The sequence below is a fragment of the Kordia sp. genome, from assembly GCF_022447245.1.
In the GTDB taxonomy this organism is placed as follows: Bacteria; Bacteroidota; Bacteroidia; order Flavobacteriales; family Flavobacteriaceae; genus Kordia.
Window position 1 is genome coordinate 43,554 of sequence record NZ_JAKVBC010000021.1, and the last position, 20,519, is coordinate 64,072.

Here is a 20,519-nt window from a genome sequence, read left to right on the forward strand (position 1 = left end):
ATTCTTTTTATCTTTTGTATTCCGAACTACAATTTTCGGTTCTTCTTTTCGTTTTCTTTGCTTACCCAAAGAAAGAAACAAAAGAAAGGGAACTTTTCCAGAGGTATTTTTAGTTTTTCTTTTTTGGAAAAACTAAAACCGTATGAATTTTTCTAAATTTTAGTTCACTATGCTCTATTTTCAGTTATGGAGTTAATGAATTAACATTTCTCCAAGGCTTCGAAAATTTTTAACGAAAAATTCCTACTATACTGCAGAAAAGCAAAGTTTCAAACCAAATTTTTAATATTAAACTAAGCTAATTATTAAAAATGTTAGTTTCTAGTATTTTCTACTTTTACACAACTCTTTACAATGGTTTCTATTATTCTTTTCGGATCGCAAGCATACACGCCTGAACTCCAAACAGGATTTGCTTCAATGAGCGCCCAACCTTTGTTTGAAATGTAGCCAACATCAATGACAACTGCTTCAGGCAATTCTATGGTTTTGTCAGCTAGGAATTCATCTAGAAAAGAAAACATTGCTGCTTCTTCATTTTTCAATATGCAATCTTTCAATTGAATTTCTCCATTATAGATATAAGTTGACCAAGTTTGGACTTTTCTTTGAATGATAAAACAGCGAACTTCAATTGCCCAACTTACGACATCGGAAACGAAGACTTCTATGTTTTTATCAATCGTACTGTAACCCTGGATTTCTTCTACGGAAGTGTACACACCTGCAGGGAAAAACTTGAAATCAACAGGTTTTATAAACTTGTTTTGAACGTTTTCAATATTGCCAAAACGATTGTACTGAATAGTACGCAGTGTATATTTTAAAGGAACACTTGCCAACCAATCATCTGTAGGTTTTAGGAGTTTTAAATTGCATTGTTCTGCAACAATTGTGGTGAATAAATCTTCTCCATAAACCGCAATCACATTTTGTCGATATTCCTGAGGAACATTCCAACTTCCAAATCGCATCGCAGTAAATTCTGTGTCAATCGTTGCCTGATTGATAATCATAGAATCTTCTGAGAAGTTTGGTGACAGTACGATGATTTTTTGTGTGTTCATGATTTCTTTCTATTCTTTACCATCATTATAAATAGTTCTAAATGCTTTTGCAATGCTTCCGAATCTGCTTCTTTTCGCAATAGATAGTGTTCCAATTCAGGAAAGGTTTTAATGATTGCTTCTTTGGTATATAATTCAACATCCGCAAATAAAGCAATCGTCATTCCCAACTGAAATGCAAAGGTTTTATACACTTCTATGACGGAACCGTTTTTGCCAAAATCTGTATAGTTTTTGAGTTCAATCGTATCTAACAATTCTATTTGCATGTTCACATCTGCACGCAATGCTGCTTTTGCTTGTATACGTAAGTCAGTTCTTGTAAAATGTCCTACCAAGGTTCGAGCACATCGTACAATACGCGATTCTAAAATTCTAGGAACGGTACGTTGTATATGATTTTGATAGACTTGCTCATGTAAATCATAGGTTGTAAAAAGTGCATTGTTCAGCTCGTCAGCACTACCTTTGAAGTTTTGAACGACAATTCCGTTTTTTACAATTGCTAAGTTCGCATTCACAGGTTTTGTAGTGTTGAAAATCGTTTGTGCTGTATACATTTTTACAACCTCATGATTTTTTTTGGTATCATTCAAACTATCTACAAAAAAACATACATCGAGATCTTCTGAGTTTTTTGAGCCGAATATTTGATATGAAGGTTTCATCCTGTTAGTTTAAAAGTTTCCGTAGAAGACTTGAAAGCATGGAAGTTGTAGTTTTTGCCTCCATAAATCCACTACTTGGTTTCTATCGTCTAATACGAACTCGATGTAATAATTGTTTTCAATATTGTTTGTAAATAATTCTTCTTTGATGATGGAATCTTTTCGATTGTCTTTCGCTTTTCGCATCCACAATGCGTCGTATTCTACCTCATATTTTTCTAACCAACGCTCTGTTTCTGGTTGATACGTTCCATCTCTGCCAGATAGTAACAAGATTTTAAATCCTAAGTTTTTATAGTTTTTAACTAAGTTCACAATTGGAATGTTTGGCAAATCTTGTTCACATTTTTTGCCTTCAAATGGACTTCTGTTATTGATTAAAGATAGCGTTCCATCTAAATCGCAAATAATTGCTTTTGGTAGTGAAGCATCTTGGACTCTCACTTCATTTTTTAATCTCTTTTCACCTTTTAGTTGCTTATGCATTTTAAGGATGACTTCTCTTCCGACGGGATTTTCGCGTTTTGAATCTCTTAGAATCGCTTCATTGACATCAATCTCCATAATTTTCTCTTCTACTTTCACCTGATGTCCTGTTTCTGCTCGGTAATCAGCAGCAATTTGCTGAATACGTTCTAGGTTCGATTTATCAAGATTTGTATCGTCAACAATGACATGTTTTCCATGAATTAGCGCTTCTTTGATTAGGAAATCGCGTGTGCTTTTGATGAATTTTTCATTTCCTTTTGAGAAATGTCCGTTATCCAGCATAGCGCGTAAACTATCGCGATTGATACGTTTATACATTCCTGGGTTTTCTGAAACGAGTTTCTTTGCGTATGTTGATTTTCCTGAAGCAGGAATTCCTTTTAGTATGATTATCTTTTTCATTTTTTCTCTAATTAAATTCGTTTGAATACGCTTTTTCAAATGTTGGACGAATGTATCTCCAAATAATTTGATCGTATTTTTTGTTGTTTTTCATCGCAAATAAAATTGCTGGATATTGAAAGGTTTTAAAGTACGCTGCGGTTTCTCTATCGGTTGCCAATTCTTTGTACGCTGCTTTTGCGATGTTTTCAATGTTTGTGAAATTAGCTCGTAATTCCGCTTCTACTTTTCGTACCCACGTATAAAATTCGTCTGGTACATTTTCAATCCATTGCGTCAAAGTTCCTTTTGTTTTTAAGGTTTCCCAAATAGTTAATGAAGAAACTTGCGTTACAATTTTATGCAATTCAATATAATCTTCAAACTTGATCTTTACTCGAAAACCGTTTTCAAACTGAATAACAAATCCTTCTTGATTTTTCCAGTTTAACGCTTTTAATTCTAATAAAGAAGAAAAGTTATAACGTGTTGGTAATGGAAATCCAATGTCTTGTAATGCTTCATTTTTTCCAGTAGCTGTATCTACGATGGCTAATAAAACCAATTTTTCTTCGGTACCGTAATCTACGATAATTCTGTTTTCTGGGTAAATAATTTCAAAAACATAGGTTTTACTTCTATCCAATTTCTCAAAAGTATTGGCATATATTTCATGCAATAACTTCGTTGCTTTTAGGGCTTGTTTGCTTGTAAACGAACCTCTAGTTGCTATATATGGCGTATTTTTTAACCAGTATAAAATACCCAATGAACCATCCATTTTTTCAAATACGTTAAATGGTACGTTTGGCAATTTATCGTATCCAATTTCTTCTACATTGAAGAACTTTTGAATAGGATTTGCTACAATATTATAGTCTTCATCCAAGATTAATCCTCTGCATTGCAAGGTTTCTTTGGTCCAATATTGATCATATTGCGCAGCTTGCGTATAGTTATATATCCAAAGATTTGCGTTTGGATGCTTACAGTTATGAATGTAACCATCAGTCATTGCTTGTTTCAATTTTTCGATATGTACTACACTTGTGTTCATGGTATTATTTTTAATTACATGACAAATATTTTACAGAAGTACGCATTTATTTTGCGTAGTAAAATAGAACGTGTTTTTCCCTCATTCATACAGGTAGTTTACTCATTGTGTATTTTGTAATGTATTCGGAATGATTAGTTTAATTTCAAAATTAGATCGTATGAAACTTAGAGTTTTTATTTTTTTAGTGATGGTTGTTTTCTGTAGTATTATCGCACAAGAATTGCAAACACCAGATGATCCTTTGGAACGTATTGAACGTTTTACACAAGTATTTAATGCTTCTAAAGAAGGTGATCCTATGGTTAGTTTTAGAGATTATAGGAATCTAATGAATGTAGTTGAAAAGCATCGCGAAGCACGTTTGGTAGATTTAGAAACGTTTGTGAGTATGAGCCAGCAAGAAGATGTTATTATTTTAGATGCAAGAGCCGAAGATTTGTATAAAAGCAGTCATATAAAAGGCGCCGTGAATTTACCTTTTACAAAGTTTACACAGCAGAATTTGATGCGTGTGATACCGAATCCAGAAACTAAAATCTTGATTTATTGCAATAATAATATTCAAAATGATCCGATCAATTTTGCGTTAAAGACTGCAATACCTGCAAATAATCAACCGTTGATGTTAGCGTTGAATATTCCAACATATATCAATTTATATGGTTATGGCTATAAAAATGTATACGAATTGAATGATGTGATAGATGTGTTAGTCTCAAGAATGGATACTTCGTATATTCAGTTTGAAGGTACTAGTGTTCCTGAAAAGTAGTGTTTGATTGTCGCGTAAGCGGTTGAGTGGTTTGTTTGAGCTCCTTTTAAAGAAGTTAAAAGAGCAAGTAACGAAGACGCGACCACGCCCTAAAGCGTGGATACGCCAAAATTATTTTGATTGTTTAAAAGGTTTTAAGAAACTATCTTTTTCTAGGTTTTCCAACGAAAAATCAAAGTCAGCTTGTTCCTTATTCGTAACAATTTCTGCACCTAACATTTGTACAATTTTGTTAAATGATAATGGTTTGCTCCATTGTTGGTACAATGCTTTTGTGGCTAAATTTGAGATTTCTGAGTTTCCAGAAACTCTTGCATTACCAGCACCAAAGTTTAATAATACAAAGCATTGTTTATCTTCCTCTGGAATCATCATTCCTAAAATGGTTTGCCATTGTACCGAAGCACATTTCACTTCTGCAAACAAATTATTTGGATTCATCATATAGTTGTAATTGATGGAATCTCCTTTACCAATAATGATTTTATAATTGCAAGTTGCACTTCCAGAAAATACATTGTTGTTAATTAATGTAGGCATTTTTAAACCTTGATTTGCGTATAAATATTCTGCCGCACCATTTGGCGCATCGGTCATATCACCTGAATACATTAAGTTTCCTTTTTGTTGGTTGTAGGTTGCGTTCCAACCAATTTTACCACCAATATTTAAACCAGATAGGTCTAAATCATGTGCACCCCATGCATTTTCCCAATATATACCAACGGCTAATTTTTTACCGTAAAAACGCGTACCAGTTGGAATGTTACCAACATACATTTTTTCAGAAGTTGGCAATGCATATGTTACATCTTCTGGTAAGAAAATTTTCTTGTCAGATAAATCAAAACGTTGCTTTATATATCTTAATATAAACGCATAGTTTTTTTCATAAATTTCTCCTTCATGCGTATACAATTTCTGCTTTGCTTTTTGCAACGTTGCATTGTTTCCTAAGCAAGTAACAGTAATGGTATTTGATTTTACCCACGATTTACCATTACGAATTCTGTATAAAAAGGCATCTTGACCATTCATTCTACTGTAGCAAGCCGATAAAGCTTTGAATAAGGCAAATGGTGTTGCATTGTCTAACCAACGATTATCATTTGCGGTTAGTAACATATTTGTTACATTGTTCAATGAGTTTGAAACAAATGGTTTGTGATACTTTTTTGAAAGCTTACTAATCTTGTTAATTGTTTTTGGAGCTTTCGTTTTATATGCTAGGAACAATGGTTTGAAACGATTGAAGATTTCAGCCAATTTTTCCAAACCAAATTTGTTAAATGCTTGTGTTGGATTATACGAACTGTTTTTAATCAATTCGATTAATTCATCATTTTTAATTAACAAAGTTGTGTCCGTACTTCTGTAGATGATGTATCTGAAAAACTCTACAGCATCTTTTGGATAAATGTTATAATACTCTGCTAACTTTATAATAGCTTCTTTGTTTTTGATGTTTTCGTTACCAGTAAACTTGTATTTTAATTCATCTGCCAAGATTGAGATCAGGTCATCAATAGTTTCAAAAGTCAATGCTATACCAGATTGTAACAAAGACAAGGATTTTTCTTGCATTTCTGCAACTGTATATGCTTTAATGACTTTGTATGATAATTTGATATTAGGAATGTTTAATATTTCAGACGGAATGTAAATTTCGCTTTGGAAATTACTTCCATATGTAGAAATATAATGCATTATTTGTTCTGTTAATAATTTGCTACGAGAGCTATTCTTAATAGTACTCCATGACTTATGGAAGGTTTTGTTTAGATCATTACCGTTTAACTTCTCTTTCTTGTAATACTGGATGATTCTTTTCTTAGCCCAGAGCGCTTTTTCCTCAATAATATATCCTTCATCTGTAATGAATGGTTTGTTTTCTGAGCTTTTTCCAAAAATACTTAACGTTTTTTCTTTGGCGATAACAGCGTTAAATAATTTTAATGTTTTCATTTTCTTTATTGTGATTTAAAATAATAAGTGAGGTGTATGCTTTCTTTGAATGAATGTGTAATAGGAACACCTTTTACCTATTTAAAAAGACGAAGAGTACTATATCCACTATACTCTTTCGAGCACTGGAGTCGAACCAGTTTATAGGAACTCTTTGTGTCATTTTTTGAAAACTAACGGAAAGTAGGATCTTGGAAAAATAATAGGAACTTTCTGTGTCAGTTTGTCTTTATATTTTATTTCTAAATGTGTTTAGATCGTATGTCGTATGTACTTTATTACTAACGACAGTACAAATGTTTTATAGAGATACGCAATTATTTTGCGTAGTTTTAGAGAAGAAATTTTTTTCAAATGTAGTATGTTGATATTCAGTATGTTTTGGGGAAGAAATATGTAAAAAAAGCGAGCCGAAGTTCGCTAAAAGTTAATCCTGAATTTAACAAAACATGTGGAAATACTGAATTACAATTTAAGTGACAAGATCCTTCGCGACTTGCGCAAATATTTGTTAAACAACGATCAGTTATCCCAACAGGACACTGATTATTACAAGATGTTGCTGTAACACAACCAATAACTTCTGAAATATTGATTGCTCCACCACTTAAATTCAATTTGCTTAAAGATTATATTGATTTTTGTTGAGACTCAAGTTTTTAAGATTTCTTTTCTTCATAATACATGATTTTAAAATTGATAATGAATTAAAAGTAACGGATAGTCGAATCTCATAAAACAAACAGCTATCGCAATTTAGTGAATTATAGTAATCTTTAAACAGTAGAAAAGAAAAGCGAACCGAAGTTCGCTTTATATTTATTAAACTCTTGGTTTGCTGATACATTCTCCTGGTCCGCATTTTGTATGATATTGACATGTGTGACATTGAGTAGGCATTGTTGCAGGCGGACACGTAAATGTATGGCAAGATGCAATGCAAGAGTTATCGAAGCTTTCATTTCCTCCGAATATAGAAGTAGATAAATCAGAAATTGATTTTTTGTTTAGGCTTAATGATTTTAAATTTTTTTTCTTCATGAGATGAATTTTAACGATTAATAATGTTCAAATCAATAGAGAAAAAGAATCTAAAACAATTTATGTAAGTCGTAATTGTAAAAATACGAGTAGTTAAATTTTATAAGAAATAATGTCTATGACATTGGTAATATTTCTATTACTTTGCCATATACATTTTTTGTCCATCCGTTAATTCTTCCGTGATTGTTTCCGATTAACAATCCGCGTCTTTCGTTTTTTCCTTTTACTAAATGCGTGAATACATTTCCGCGTACTTTACAAAAGACGATATCACCAACTTCGCAATCTTCCCAAGAAATAGGTTGCAACTTTACAGATTGCTTTGATTTTAAAAGTGGCAACATAGAATTACCAGGTTCTTTTGAAATGATGGTTTCTCCATCGAGTAGTTTTTGAATTTTCCAATTCATAATATTAGTTTTTTAAAAGTTATATGTGCCATTATTGACACACATATCTTTTTGAAAACTTTTTTCAAAAGTGTTTCAATGAACTTTTCTCGATAATCGAGATTTATATATTTTGAGCTTGCTTAAATGTATGAACATACATTTTTTGCACATAACTCGTTGGCTTACTTTTAAATATTTGCAATTTTAGTGAAGAACTGCGCAATCTTTTTACGTAGTGAAGTTTTTTCTTGAATTATTGGTTTTTGTACTATTTCTTTAACTAGAATCTTTTCTGGTTCACCAAAGACAATTACTTTTTTAGAAGAATATGAAGTGCATGCTTCTAGTTTTGTTAGAATATTAAGTGCAAGATTTCGAATTTCAGGGTTTATTATTGCTGTGTCTTCTAAAAAAGGATTTTGAAACATAACATTCAAATCATAATAATAATCACGAAATTTATAAGATATGTTGTACGTTTCATCTGGATTAAAGTCAAACTCTTTAATCATTTTGCCAAGAATTGAATATAGAGTATTTACATTTTTAGTTTGTAAAATTTTGATACATGATTGCTCTAAGATGAAGACTTTTATAAAGTCATCACCATATTGAATACGAGATTCCTGTTCAAGTTCTGATAAACAGCTTTCTGATCGATAATTGATGGTAAGTATTGTGTAGAAAAATGAATTTTTTTCTAGGTTGTTTAAGATGTTTTCACAACCATAGAGAAATTCTTCAAATCCAGAAATGGATTGTTTGCCAACTAAGGTATTATATATCTCTAATTGTAAAGTTTCCATGTTATAATGGTTAAAAAACGAGCAAAAACAATTAGCCATTAGGCTAATCAAAAACTCATCTTACTGATTGTTTAAACACCAATGTAAGATTTTTGCGGTGTTGTTGGCATCATCTACACCTCGGTGATGTCTTCCTTCTAAAGGAATTCGGAGTTGTTTTAATGCTCTGGCCATTCCAATGCCATGTCGCATACTGTTGCAATGTCTAAACTCTTCTTTGACGTTGATATGTTGATCTCCAGAAGGGAAATCGACATATTTTTTTCTGCATTCTTCCAGCATTTTGCTACGATCATACGCACCGTAACTTGCCCAAGTATATGCTGAAGCATCATACTCGTCAAAGAGTATATCAATCGCATCTTCAAAAGAAACGCCTTCTTGCGCTACCATTTCTGGCGTGATTGATGTCAGTTCTGTGCAAAATCGACTGATTTTGGAATGTTCAGGAATTACGAGAATTCCTTGCCGTTTGGAAATTTCCCCAGAAAGAACATCCAATTCGCAAATACCAGTTTCGATAATCTCACTTTGATTTCGTTGGTATTCACCATCTTGTTCCCAGCAAGTAGCTTCTAAGTCTACTACTAGAATTTTGTTTGTTGTTTTCATCTTAAAAACTGTTTTTTTAATAATTAATTTTTGTTGACAGATGAAAGCCGACGCACAATTATGTTAAGAACTTGTGCAAAGAATATAATTTATGTACGCAATCTTTTTACGCACTTTAGAATTTTTTACTATTTTCACTCGATAATCGAGATGTAGATATGTTGAGTCTTATTTCGAAATGGATGATTTTAACTTATACTATACGCATGGCAATTAATAAAAACGCACTGATTCGATATAAAACGATAGACAAATGTTTGCAAAATCATTATCGTCAATGGACCTTAAATGATTTGATTGAAGCTTGCTCAGACGCTTTACACGAATATGAAGGTCGTGAAGTAAATGTAAGTAAACGAACCGTTCAACTCGATATTCAAATGATGCGTAGTGATAAATTGGGTTACAACGCGCCCATTGTGGTATACGATCGTAAGTATTATAAATATGAAGATGAAGAGTATTCCATCACAGATATTCCATTGACAGAAAACGATATGAATGTATTGTCTGAAACTGTAGAAATGTTGAAGCAATTCAAAGATTTCTCGTTATTCTCAGAATTAGGTGGCATTATACAGCGTTTGGAAGATAAGGTATATACGGAAAAAACACATCAAGCTGCGATTATTCATTTAGATAAAAATGAAAATTTAAAAGGATTGCAACACTTGGATTTGTTGTATCAGGCGATTTTAAAAAAAATTGTGTTACGATTAACGTATCGTTCGTTTAAGGCACGTGCCGCCTCCGAAATTATTTTCCATCCATTCATTCTAAAAGAATACAACAATCGTTGGTTTTTGATTGGAGTCATAGGCAATAAGCAACAGATTACCACTTTTGCTTTAGACCGAATTATCAATGTCGATTACGATTTAGATATTCCATACAGAAATGAAGCGTTTAATGGAGATGAGTATTATAAAAATACCATTGGAGTTACGGTTTTAGATCAAAAACACATTCAACGTATTGTGCTTAAAATAGACAAAAGCAACGCGCCGTATGTAACTACGAAGCCTTTTCATACTACGCAGGAAATTATTTCGGTACACGAAGATGGAAGTATTACAGTGCTATTACAAGTACATATTAATTTTGAATTGGAACGTTTGATTCTTGGTTTTGGTGATTCTATTGAAGTGATTGAGCCGACATTGTTACGCAAACGCATTCGAAAAAAGTTAGAAGCGGCAGTCAGTAAGTATACAGAGTAATTTTATCTTTACATGATCTTTTAATCCATCAAATTCGCTACATGAAATTAAGATACTTTTTAGCATTATTTTTGTTAAGTTTTCAATTTGTTTTTTCGCAATCTGCCGCCATTACTATTGATGGTAATTTTGACGATTGGCATGAAGGTTTAACGACCTATACTGACACCTACGAGAATATTTCTGGAATTGATTTGTTAGAAATTCAAGTGACGAATGATGACGAGTTTTTGTTTATTAGAATTAAAGCCAATCAAGAATTTGATATTACGGATGACGATACGATTCTGCAAGAATTAGGATTGTTTATTGATGCAGATAATGATGCCAATACAGGTTTTGATATTCAACAAGATTATGGTTCGGAATTAGGATTACTGTTTACGCGTTTGTATGCACATTATAATGTAACGCCCTATTCGCAAGTGAGTATGTCCGATTTAAAGGTAAGAATAGCGCCAACAGTAACTTCCGATGAGTTTGAAATTGCGATTGGTCGTCATGTACTTCCTGACGGAATCAATCCATTATTTTCTTCGGCTACGATTAAAATATTAGTCAAAAACGATGACAATTTTGACAGAATTCCTAATATAGGAGATGTGTTTACGTATACATTTGATGAAACTCCAGTGCAAGCATATACACCAATAGATATCAATAAAGGTACTGCCGAACATATTAGAATTGTAGCGTATAATACCTTATTAAATGGTTTGTTAGATACGGATCGTTTGGATGATTTTGAGCGAATTATAAAGTCATTAAATCCAGATATTATAGGATTTGTAGAAAGTTATAATACTTCCGAAGCCTATGTAAAAGGACTCTTTGATACATGGTTACCTTTAGGAACGGTTGATGGTTGGTATGTGGAACAGCATGGAGGAGAAGTCACGGTTTCTCGTTGGGAAATCACGCAGCAATGGAGTCATTTAACACGCCAATTTCCTGTATTGATCGATCTTCCTGATGAAACATATCACACAGATTTATTATTTACCAATGCACATTTGAGTTGTTGTGGCGCCGATACATCTCGACAAGATCAAGTAGATCAATATGCTGCTTTTATTTTAGATGCGAAAACCTCAGGTGGATTGGTGGATCTTCCAGAAAATACACCTTTTGTGTACGGTGGCGATTTAAATTTGGTAGGTTTATCACAGCAATTAGAGACTTTAAGAACAGGAGACATTCAAGATACAGTAACGTATGGACAAGGCGGATTTTTAGATTGGGATGATACCGAAGTTAAAGAAGAAAATTGTTTGCAAGCGGATGTGCGAATGAATTATACCTGGCGCTCAGATTCACAAGTATTTCCTCCAGGGAAACTTGACTTTATTTTGTTTTCAGATTTTACGCTAGAAGCCGAAAAGTCTTTTGTGTTACAAACAGAATTGATGTCTACAGGAAGATTGACTAACTATAATTTACAACAAAATGATACAGGAACTGCTTCTGATCATTTTCCAGTAGTGACTGATTTTTCGATTAAAACTGCTAGGGTTTCACCAATCGTGTATTTACAAGGAGCAGGAATTAATCCGTATGAAGGAGAAGAACATTTAATGCGTGACGATTTGCGTCGTAATAATCTATTACCAACTACATCACCATATCAAGATGCATTGACTTGTGAAGCGACTGTTTTTGATACAACACTAAGTCAAGAGCACAATGATATTGTGGATTGGGTATATTTAGAATTACGTGATCCTGTGAATACTGCTCAAATTAAATATGGACGTTCTGCTTTATTACAACGTGATGGAGATATAGTAGATCTTGATGGAGTAACGACAGCCGTAAAACTAAATGTACCGCCAGCAGATTATTATGTAGCTGTTCGTCATAGAAATCACTTAGGTGTCATGACAGTAGGAGAAATAGAATTGTCAGATGCTATTGTATCGATCAACTTTGCGTTAGATTCTAATCTGATTAGTTATGGAAGCAACCCGCAAACACAATTTGGCCATACTTCAGGCTATTTTGGAATGTGGGCAGGAAATGTAAGTGCTAATGATGTAATTCAATATACAGGAACAAGTCCTGATGCGCCTGCTATTTTAAGTGAAGTACTTAATGATCCAGCGAACTTTTTAAACTTTCCAACCTTTACAATTTCAGAATATAATGTGCATGATGTTAATTTGGATGGAAACGTACAATACGCAGGAACTACACCAGATACGACGTTTATTTTACAGAATGTATTGGCGCATCCAGGGAATTTCTTAAACTTTAGTACATATCAAATTCAAGAACAATTGCCAGAGCATGAATAGGGAATACGTTATTTTTCAATGAGTAACATCATGATGTGTGCAGCGCTCCAACTAAAGTTTTTGGCATTTAATCCTTTGCCTGTAAGCGGATGGTAATTTTCTCTGATAGGAAAACCTTTTTCCAAAAGACCTTCACAACCTGCCAAAATCTGTAAACTAGCTTTGTCTGCTTCTGCTGTGAAACCATAATTGAGCAATCCTTTGACGCCAAAATACGCTTGATCTAACCAATTTGGTCCACGCCAGTATCCTTTGAGAGGATTGAATTTTGGATGATCAGCACTCATGGTTTGAAACGGAACTTTTGTAAAAAACTTGGCAGAATTCATCATGTTATTTTTAACACCGTCAGCTTGTACTTGCGTTGCAACTTTTGCCCATAATGGAGTCCAACCTTCAGAACCTTCACCTTTTATAAAAGTAGTTCCTTCAAGGTTTGTATCGTAAAACCACTGATCTGTAGCATCGTAAAATTGTTGTTGAATACGTTTTTTTAAAGCTTCTGCTTCTGTGGAAAACTTCTCAGCATCTTTATGATTTTCAATGGCATTTGCTAGCTCGGCTAAGAATAGTTTTTCAGCATATAAATATGCGTTTAAGTCTACAGATTCTTAATCGAGCGAATACGCACCTTCTACATTTTCTAAAATTTTGGAGTTGTCAAAACGAATGGCATTGTCCATTCCGCTTTCCCATTTGGCGGCAATCAAAGAACCGTCAGTAGAACCATATTCACACAAGTCATCTTGGTCATGATCACGTTTTGCATACCACCAATAATGATACTTTTTAAGTTTTGGATACATATACTTTACAAAGTCAATATCCTTGTCTTTTTCATACACTTTAGAAACTGCCCAAGCAGATAATGGCGGTTTGGTGTCTCTATAATTATGAGCTTCAATCGTAGTATCGCGATAAACGCAATCGGCTACAAAACCATCAGGTTCTTGAAAAACAAACATCAACTTGATTTGCTCTTTTGCCAATTCTACATCAAAATAGGAAAGTCCCACCGCATGTTTCCATGAATCCCAAGACCAAAAACCATTAAACCATTTGTAATGATAACTTGGAAATAAACCTTCGTGCTTAATTTCTCCAGCAGGAATACGCCAATTATTTTGTAAAGTCAAGATAGTTTTGGCAAGTAACGATGTGTATTTTTCTTCTGAAAATAGTTCCTTTTTTAACGTTTGAAGCTTGGTAAGTTGTTTATTTTTTTCAGATAGACGTTGTTTTACGATACTGTCAAAATTCACAGTTTGAATCAATGCTTGTTCATCCTCCCAAGAGTATTCTGGAAAGATAAACGTTTGTGCGCAGATAAAACTTTTTTGCTCATTTGGCTGTAAATCTATGTCTTTAAAATAAGTTGTATATGTTGTACTGTCAATAGTTACAGAAGAAACATCATTTAAAAATTGAATATATCCTTTAGCAGTTGTTTTATTAGAATTGACTTCAATACGGTTTCCTTTTTTAGAAAAGTGAATTCCATTATCAAACAGCTTTCCACTTAGTTGAGGTGTTATTGTTTGATCAGTATCAGACGTATTTGTGATGTTGTTTTTAATTAAAACAGTATGACCTGATAGATATACGAGTTGTTGTGATAAAGTAATTCCTTCGGACTTAAAGTTTTGTTCTAAATGACTAAGGTAACTTACAGAATTTGCAGGTTCCCACGAGTGATCTTTTAGGGTAAAATTTGCCAAAGATGTTCCTGCCCAAACACCGTTTTGTTCAGTCATTAAAAAAGGTCCAGAAAAACCTGAAACTGAAATTGTATCTGAGAGCGAATAAGCAAACCATGCACCTTGATCAGAGAACATTAATCCAGATTTGTCAAATGCATGATCTGGAGTAATTGAAAAGTCTAGAATATTAGCACTGGCTTTATAATAACTGTGGTTATTAATGGTTTTAACAGGAGTTGGATTTGACTCACAACTTGCCAATATCACTATGAAGCATATAAAAACAACCTTTCTTAACATCTTATTTTACTATAGGATATAATGTTGTTTCTTCCCCGAGCCACTCTTGCAATTTGGCATAAATTTTTTCTTGATCTTCTTTTGAAAAATCTTTGATGCGTGTACCGTGATGTCCGCCATCAAGTACCATCATTAACGCATCTACATTTGACTTTGGAGTAGGTGCACACGCGCCCCATGGATCATAAGCACCGTAAATGTATAGTATTTTATCACCTTTATTTTCGATATACTTTCTAACTTTTTGGATGTACTTTGGATTGTGTGTAAGATCTACATTACTAGGAGCAAAACGTTTATTAGTGGAGTTTTTTACAACGTTTAATAAATCTTTTACAGGCTCTAAATCGAAACCATAATACCCCAGTTCTTTTATGTGTTGATAAAAAGAAGGTAAGTAATATTCAAACGTGGCATCACTATAAAAACTAACACCTACAATTGAGTTTACATAATCAAATAATTCTTTTGCAGAAGCATTTTCGGCAGGAATATCTTCACATTTTCCGCCCCATTGCCAAAATGAAAACGGGAATTCTAATATCGCATATTCCAACGCTTCTTCATGCGGAACTTTTGTAAATTTCATACTTTTAGCAGTAGCATGATTTTTCATTACGGTTAAAACAGCTGCTTTATTTTTTAAGATTGCTCTTTGATACTTCCTAATTGCTGAGCGACATTCATCTGTTCCAACTGAGTTAATTAAATCGTTGGTACGTTGATCTTCTAAACCATCAATTACAGGCGCCACATACGGAACCGCTACATCTACATCTTTTGGGTACTTACTTCTATAAATCAATGTCGTTTCTCCACCTTTACTAATTCCAGAAGACAACCATTTTCCTTTGTAAATAGCTTTCATTTTGCTAACAATAGTATGATAATCTTCAATGGCATTGTCATTAGTCAAATATTCCCATGGAAGTGGATTTGGACGCGATTTTCCATACATTCTGTATTCTACAATAATTTGATTTCCTTTTAATACTTTGCTCAACTCAGAAGTTCGATTGTATGAAGCATAGCCATCCGTAATTAAAACGGTTGGTTTGTCATACGACGCATGCGAAACATACATGTAGTGCTTAAAAGTCCCTTTGGAAGGATTTTTAGGATCTAAAGGCTGATCCATGACTATTTGATATGCCTCTGTAAAGTGATCTCCAGTTTTTATAGTATCAATACATCAATACTTGCATTTGGAAATAATTGAGTCAGCTGTCCTTTAAATGGCAAAGACGAGTCTACTACTGGTATTGTTTTGCAAGAATGAACTGTTGTAATAAATAAAACTATGGCGAGTACGCGGTAGATGGATTTCATACGGTTTAAAAATTTATGCCTAAATATAACCGTTATTTTAAACTCTCAATAATACTATATTACTAAGAATCGGTGAAATATTAATGTAGTACTACGTTTTTAGAAAACGGCATCAATAAAAAACGCTTACTATTCCATAAAAACAGCAAGCGTTTTGAATTAAAACGAATAGAAATTATCGATTTTGAGTATTACAACCGTCTTCAGTTTTACAGAAGTCTTGTTCTGTACAAGGTATCTGAATAGAAGTGCATGGGCCACCAACAGAACCAGGACAAGGACCACCAAATAAAGTTCCTGCAACTCTTCCTCCTTGTGTTTTTTGCTTATAAAAATTAGAGATGACTTTTTTGTTAAGCGTTAAACTTTGCAATTGCTTTTTTTTCATGATATATTTTTTAAAGTTATACCTTAAAGTTAAGAGATTTTTAGCTGCTGTTTTTTGGATAGTAGTCGTGATTTATAAATTACAGACACTGGTTGAAAAATTAGGTTTCATCAAGAAACATTTTGATACTTTATTAGCCAATTTAGATACTATATTAATGGATGTTAAAGGAATGCATTGAAATAAACTACGGAAGTTGTATTTTTAAGAATGAGCGTTATGATTCAGATAGATAAAACCTTTATTGAAGAACAAACAGATTTTACAGGACTCGTTGCTGAAATACACAAAGCATTTTATGAAAATCAAATGATTGTTCCGAAACGACATCATCACGATTTTCCGAATTCTGTTGCCACAAATGATACAACTATGTTGCTAATGCCTGCTTGGAATACAGGCAAAAGTGCTGGCGTGAAAATAGTAACTGTGAATCCAGAAAATGATCAATATCAATTGCCTTCTATTCAAGGAACGTATCTGTATTTGGATGCTAATACAGGTGTTATGAAAGCCATTATGGAAGCCAAAAGCTTAACTGTAAAACGAACTGCTGCGACTTCTGCATTGGCATCGTCTTTTTTATCTAGAGAAGATTCAAATTCACTATTGATGATTGGCACAGGAGCTTTGGCAACAAATCTTATTGAAGCACATGCCGCAGTAAGACCTATAGAAAAGGTATACGTTTGGGGAAGAAATTACGAGAAAGCAGTTGCCATTTGTGAAGCATTACAAGATAAAAAGTATCAAGTTACAGCAATAGAAAGCATTTCCGAAAAAGTTTCAGAAGTGGATATCATTTCTTGTGCAACCTTATCTAAAACACCATTAGTATTAGGCCATTATTTAAAAGCAGGTCAACATATAGACTTGGTCGGAGCGTATAAACCAGACATGCGTGAATCTGATGATGCAGCCATAATAAAAGCAAGTGTTTTTTTAGATACCTATCAAAGTGGCTTGCATGAAAGTGGCGATATTGCAATTCCATTAAGTTCAGGACTGCTTTATAAAGAAGCCATCAAAGCAGATTTGTTTGAACTTTGCTCAGCTACAAAAAAAGGAAGAACTTCCCATTCAGAAATTACATTATTTAAATCTGTTGGTCATGCTATGGAAGATTTAGCCGCTGCCGATTATTATTATAAAAAATATACAAATGCCTAAAACGACGTATCAAAACATTCTAGCCAATACAACCTTTACACCACCGAAAGAATGGTTGCAAATCCGTACCATCGATATGCATACTGGCGGAGAACCTTTACGAGTGATCCTTGATGGTTTCCCTGAGTTAAAAGGAAATAATGTATTAGCATATCGCAACTATTGTAAAGAAAACTATGATGAGTTACGTACAGCTTTGATGTTTGAACCAAGAGGACACGCAGATATGTATGGTTGTATTTTAGTGCCTCCTAATGATGACGAAGGAGATTTCGGAATCTTATTTTTACACAACGAAGGATATTCCACCATGTGTGGGCATGCCATTATAGCGATTTCTACTTTGGCTATGGAAATGAATTGGATTGAAGTTAAGGAAGGAGATAATGTCTTAAAAATTGATGCGCCTTGCGGTAGAATTACCTCTTTTACCAATGTTCAAAACGGAAAAGTAACTGGCGTTCGATTTCATTGTGTGCCAAGCTTTGCGGTTGGACTCGATAGAAAAGTTACTGTTGAAGGATTGGGAGAAGTAACGTATGACTTAGCTTATGGTGGTGCATTTTATGCCTATGTAGATATGGCAAAGAATAATTTTTCATTTGATTTAACTGCAAATTCATATCGTGAGTTAATTGCTAAAGGCATGGATATAAAGCATGCAGTAATGAAGAATGATCAAGAGATTTTACATCCTTTTGAAGAAGATTTGAGTTTTTTGTACGGAACCATTTTCGTAGACAATACGCCGCAAAATTCTGGAAACGATAGTAGAAATGTATGTGTTTTTGCCGAAGGAGAAGTCGATCGATGTCCTACAGGTTCAGGAGTTTCTGGACGCATGGCAATTCATTATAAAAGACAAGAAATAGATACAGAATCCATTATGACTATTGAAAGTATCACAGATTCTGTGTTCAAAGGTTCTGTGGTTTCAGAAATTGATTATGGACCACATCAAGCGGTAATTCCTCAAGTAGAAGGAACGGCAAATATTACAGGAATGCAAACATTTGTCATAGATCCAAATGATCCAATTAAAAACGGTTTTATTTTACGATAAACTAATTGCTTTACATTTATCTGCTAACCAATTGTGTTCTTCTGCAGTTAAATGTGGTGTTAATTCTTGTAATACAAACGCATGATACGTATTTAACCATTGAACTTCTTCTTTTGTTAGAGAATCTATATTGATTAAAGTAGTGTCTACATAACACAATGTAAGCGGTTCAAAGCCAAGGAATGTTCCAAAATCTGTTGTTTGTGTGACTTTGGAAAGCACAATATTTTCAATTCTAATTCCAAATTCATCTGTAACATAATAGCCAGGTTCTATCGTGGTCAATTGATTAGGTAGATGCACTGTGCTTCCTCGAGAAGTTGTAGTGCTAGTCGCAAAACCTTGTGCAGGTTCATGAACCATTCCGTAGCTACCAATGCCATGTCCAGTACCATGTGGATAATTCATACCATGTTTCCATAAATGCATTCGTGCAAAAGCATCAATCTGTACACCTGTAGTGCCTAGCGGAAATTGTAATTGTTCTAAAGAGATATATCCTTTCAATACAGCGGTATATGCCATTTTAATTGTATCTGAAGGAGTTCCGCCAAGCCAAATTGTTCGGGTAATATCTGTTGTGCCATCTTTATATTGCCCGCCACTATCAATTAGTAAAATACCTTCATTTTGTACCAAAGCAGCACCTTCTTTTGTCGCTGAATAATGAATGATAGCACCATTTCCTTTATAACCCACAATAGGAGCAAAGGAGTTTCCTGTATAATGTGCTTGTTGTTGTCTAAAATGTGTTAGCTTTTCTCCAATTTCGTATTCGGAAATACTTCTTTTCTCAACTTCTTTTTCGAGCCAAATAAAAAACTTAGTAAGCGCAATACCATCTTTCAATATACATTTTTTAGCACCTTCAATTTCAACAGAATTCTTTATGGCTTTTAGTTGTTGCGCAATAGAATTCTGAAAAATAAAACGTTCAGCGATCGCATTAAAAATGGCGTAGTTTAAAGAAGCATCATCTGTGATTACTTTTTGATTAGCTGTTAATGCAGGTAAGTGTTCTAAAACAGTATCATACGCATAGATTTCTATCTGTAATTCAGATGCTTGTTGAAGTAACTCTTCTGAAAAACGTTCTTTATAACAAAATAAAATAGTTTTATCTATGTCAACCAAAGCATACGCAGTGACCAAAGGTGTAAAGTCTACATCATTAGATCGAATATTAAACAACCATGCAATTTCATCTAGCGAAGAGAAAAAATAAAAACCAGCCTTTTGACGTTGAATTTCATTTTTGACTTTTGACAACTTTGAAGCGGTAGTTTCTCCCGTAAATACTACTAAATGTTCTTCAATTGGTTGCGAAGGCATACTAGGTCTGTCTTTCCATATGGTATCCACAATTGTAGCTTCATGTTGTAGTTGAATATTTTTTGGAGTTGCAAACTCTTGTAAATAGTCAACTTGTGCTTTGGAGAATTGTCGAAAATCAATTCCAATAACTGTATTATTTTCTAATGTTTCACAAAGCCACGGAATATGTTCAGGTGCATGCGGAATCGTTTGCTTATATAAAGTAACTTCTGAATTCGCACATTCTTCTTCAACCTGTAAAAAATAGCGAGAATCCGTCCACAAAGCAGCTTTATCCTGTGTAATTACTAGTGTTCCAGCTGAACCTGTAAACCCTGAAAAATAAGCGCGAACTTTCCAATGATCGGCTACATATTCAGATTGATGCGGATCTGAGGAAGGAATAATATAGGCATCTATGTTTTGCGCAAGCATTTCTTTTCGCAATGCTTGTAGTCTTTCTGTAATCATTACTATTTGTTTAG

At 33.7% G+C, this 20,519-nt stretch carries 18 protein-coding genes and 1 pseudogene; 5 read left to right on the forward strand and 14 right to left on the reverse strand.

Annotation, left to right across the window (positions count from 1 at the left end):
• Positions 1-314: 314 nt before the first annotated feature.
• The 4 genes from MK119_RS14815 to MK119_RS14830 are packed head-to-tail and all read right to left on the reverse strand — an operon-like array spanning position 315 to position 3,662.
• Entirely contained in the window at positions 315-1,067 is a 753-nt protein-coding gene (locus MK119_RS14815) for an ATP-grasp domain-containing protein (RefSeq protein ID WP_290680180.1), read from the reverse strand.
• Entirely contained in the window at positions 1,064-1,735 is a 672-nt protein-coding gene (locus MK119_RS14820) for a hypothetical protein (protein WP_290680182.1), read from the reverse strand. Before MK119_RS14820 ends, MK119_RS14815 begins: the two co-directional genes overlap by 4 nt.
• 9 nt (positions 1,736-1,744) lie before the next feature.
• On the reverse strand, positions 1,745-2,626 hold the full coding sequence (locus MK119_RS14825; protein WP_290680184.1) for an AAA family ATPase: 882 nt from the start codon (positions 2,624-2,626) through the stop codon (positions 1,745-1,747).
• 7 nt (positions 2,627-2,633) lie between these two features.
• Positions 2,634-3,662, reverse strand: coding sequence for a T4 RnlA family RNA ligase (locus MK119_RS14830; protein ID WP_290680186.1), 1,029 nt, complete (start codon positions 3,660-3,662; stop codon positions 2,634-2,636).
• A 160-nt stretch (positions 3,663-3,822) separates the two neighbouring features.
• Here MK119_RS14830 and MK119_RS14835 point away from each other — a divergent pair, with 160 nt between their 5' ends.
• Positions 3,823-4,437 (forward strand): rhodanese-like domain-containing protein, encoded by a 615-nt coding sequence (locus MK119_RS14835; RefSeq protein ID WP_290680188.1) that lies wholly within the window; start codon positions 3,823-3,825, stop codon positions 4,435-4,437.
• Between the two features lie 111 nt (positions 4,438-4,548).
• Here MK119_RS14835 and MK119_RS14840 read toward each other — a convergent pair whose 3' ends face one another.
• The 5 genes from MK119_RS14840 to MK119_RS14860 all read right to left on the reverse strand — a co-directional run bounded on the left by MK119_RS14840 (position 4,549) and on the right by MK119_RS14860 (position 9,256).
• Complete coding sequence (locus MK119_RS14840; RefSeq protein WP_290680190.1) at positions 4,549-6,402, reverse strand: hypothetical protein; 1,854 nt, start codon at positions 6,400-6,402, stop codon at positions 4,549-4,551.
• A gap of 822 nt (positions 6,403-7,224) precedes the next feature.
• A complete protein-coding gene (locus MK119_RS14845) occupies positions 7,225-7,443 on the reverse strand; it encodes a hypothetical protein (RefSeq protein WP_290680192.1) in 219 nt (72 codons plus the stop codon).
• Positions 7,444-7,559: 116 nt separating this feature from the next.
• Positions 7,560-7,856, reverse strand: coding sequence for a hypothetical protein (locus tag MK119_RS14850; RefSeq protein ID WP_290680194.1), 297 nt, complete (start codon positions 7,854-7,856; stop codon positions 7,560-7,562).
• A gap of 170 nt (positions 7,857-8,026) precedes the next feature.
• Complete coding sequence (locus tag MK119_RS14855; protein WP_290680196.1) at positions 8,027-8,644, reverse strand: hypothetical protein; 618 nt, start codon at positions 8,642-8,644, stop codon at positions 8,027-8,029.
• A 60-nt stretch (positions 8,645-8,704) separates the two neighbouring features.
• Positions 8,705-9,256 carry a 3'-5' exonuclease gene (locus tag MK119_RS14860; protein ID WP_290680198.1) on the reverse strand — a complete coding sequence of 184 codons (552 nt, stop codon included), beginning with the start codon at positions 9,254-9,256 and terminating at the stop codon, positions 8,705-8,707.
• A 206-nt stretch (positions 9,257-9,462) separates the two neighbouring features.
• On the opposite strand from MK119_RS14860, the gene MK119_RS14865 reads away from it, so the two are divergent.
• Both MK119_RS14865 and MK119_RS14870 read left to right on the forward strand, forming a co-directional pair.
• Complete coding sequence (locus MK119_RS14865) at positions 9,463-10,476, forward strand: WYL domain-containing protein (RefSeq protein ID WP_290680200.1); 1,014 nt, start codon at positions 9,463-9,465, stop codon at positions 10,474-10,476.
• A gap of 41 nt (positions 10,477-10,517) precedes the next feature.
• A complete protein-coding gene (locus MK119_RS14870) occupies positions 10,518-12,770 on the forward strand; it encodes an endonuclease/exonuclease/phosphatase family protein (protein WP_290680202.1) in 2,253 nt (750 codons plus the stop codon).
• Positions 12,771-12,778: 8 nt separating this feature from the next.
• Here MK119_RS14870 and MK119_RS14875 read toward each other — a convergent pair.
• The 4 genes and pseudogenes from MK119_RS14875 to MK119_RS14890 form a co-directional block, all read right to left on the reverse strand.
• A pseudogene (locus tag MK119_RS14875) lies at positions 12,779-13,363 on the reverse strand (trehalase family glycosidase); the annotation flags it as partial.
• An 18-nt stretch (positions 13,364-13,381) separates the two neighbouring features.
• Positions 13,382-14,770 (reverse strand): hypothetical protein, encoded by a 1,389-nt coding sequence (locus tag MK119_RS14880; RefSeq protein WP_290680204.1) that lies wholly within the window; start codon positions 14,768-14,770, stop codon positions 13,382-13,384.
• 1 nt (position 14,771) lies between these two features.
• The gene (locus MK119_RS14885; protein WP_290680207.1) at positions 14,772-15,908 is read right to left on the reverse strand and encodes a S28 family serine protease; all 1,137 of its coding nucleotides are present in this window, start codon (positions 15,906-15,908) and stop codon (positions 14,772-14,774) included.
• A 366-nt stretch (positions 15,909-16,274) separates the two neighbouring features.
• Positions 16,275-16,487, reverse strand: a complete 213-nt coding sequence (locus MK119_RS14890) for a hypothetical protein (protein ID WP_290680209.1) — start codon at positions 16,485-16,487, stop codon at positions 16,275-16,277.
• A 219-nt stretch (positions 16,488-16,706) separates the two neighbouring features.
• On the opposite strand from MK119_RS14890, the gene MK119_RS14895 reads away from it, so the two are divergent.
• Together MK119_RS14895 and MK119_RS14900 are read left to right on the forward strand one after the other, a co-directional pair.
• Positions 16,707-17,657 carry an ornithine cyclodeaminase family protein gene (locus MK119_RS14895; RefSeq protein WP_290680211.1) on the forward strand — a complete coding sequence of 317 codons (951 nt, stop codon included), beginning with the start codon at positions 16,707-16,709 and terminating at the stop codon, positions 17,655-17,657.
• Positions 17,650-18,720, forward strand: coding sequence for a proline racemase family protein (locus MK119_RS14900; RefSeq protein ID WP_290680212.1), 1,071 nt, complete (start codon positions 17,650-17,652; stop codon positions 18,718-18,720). The genes MK119_RS14895 and MK119_RS14900 overlap by 8 nt, the downstream gene beginning before the upstream one ends.
• Here MK119_RS14900 and MK119_RS14905 read toward each other — a convergent pair.
• On the reverse strand, positions 18,712-20,505 hold the full coding sequence (locus tag MK119_RS14905) for an aminopeptidase P family protein (protein ID WP_290680214.1): 1,794 nt from the start codon (positions 20,503-20,505) through the stop codon (positions 18,712-18,714). The two genes, MK119_RS14900 and MK119_RS14905, sit on opposite strands and share 9 nt — an antisense overlap.
• Positions 20,506-20,519: the final 14 nt, after the last annotated feature.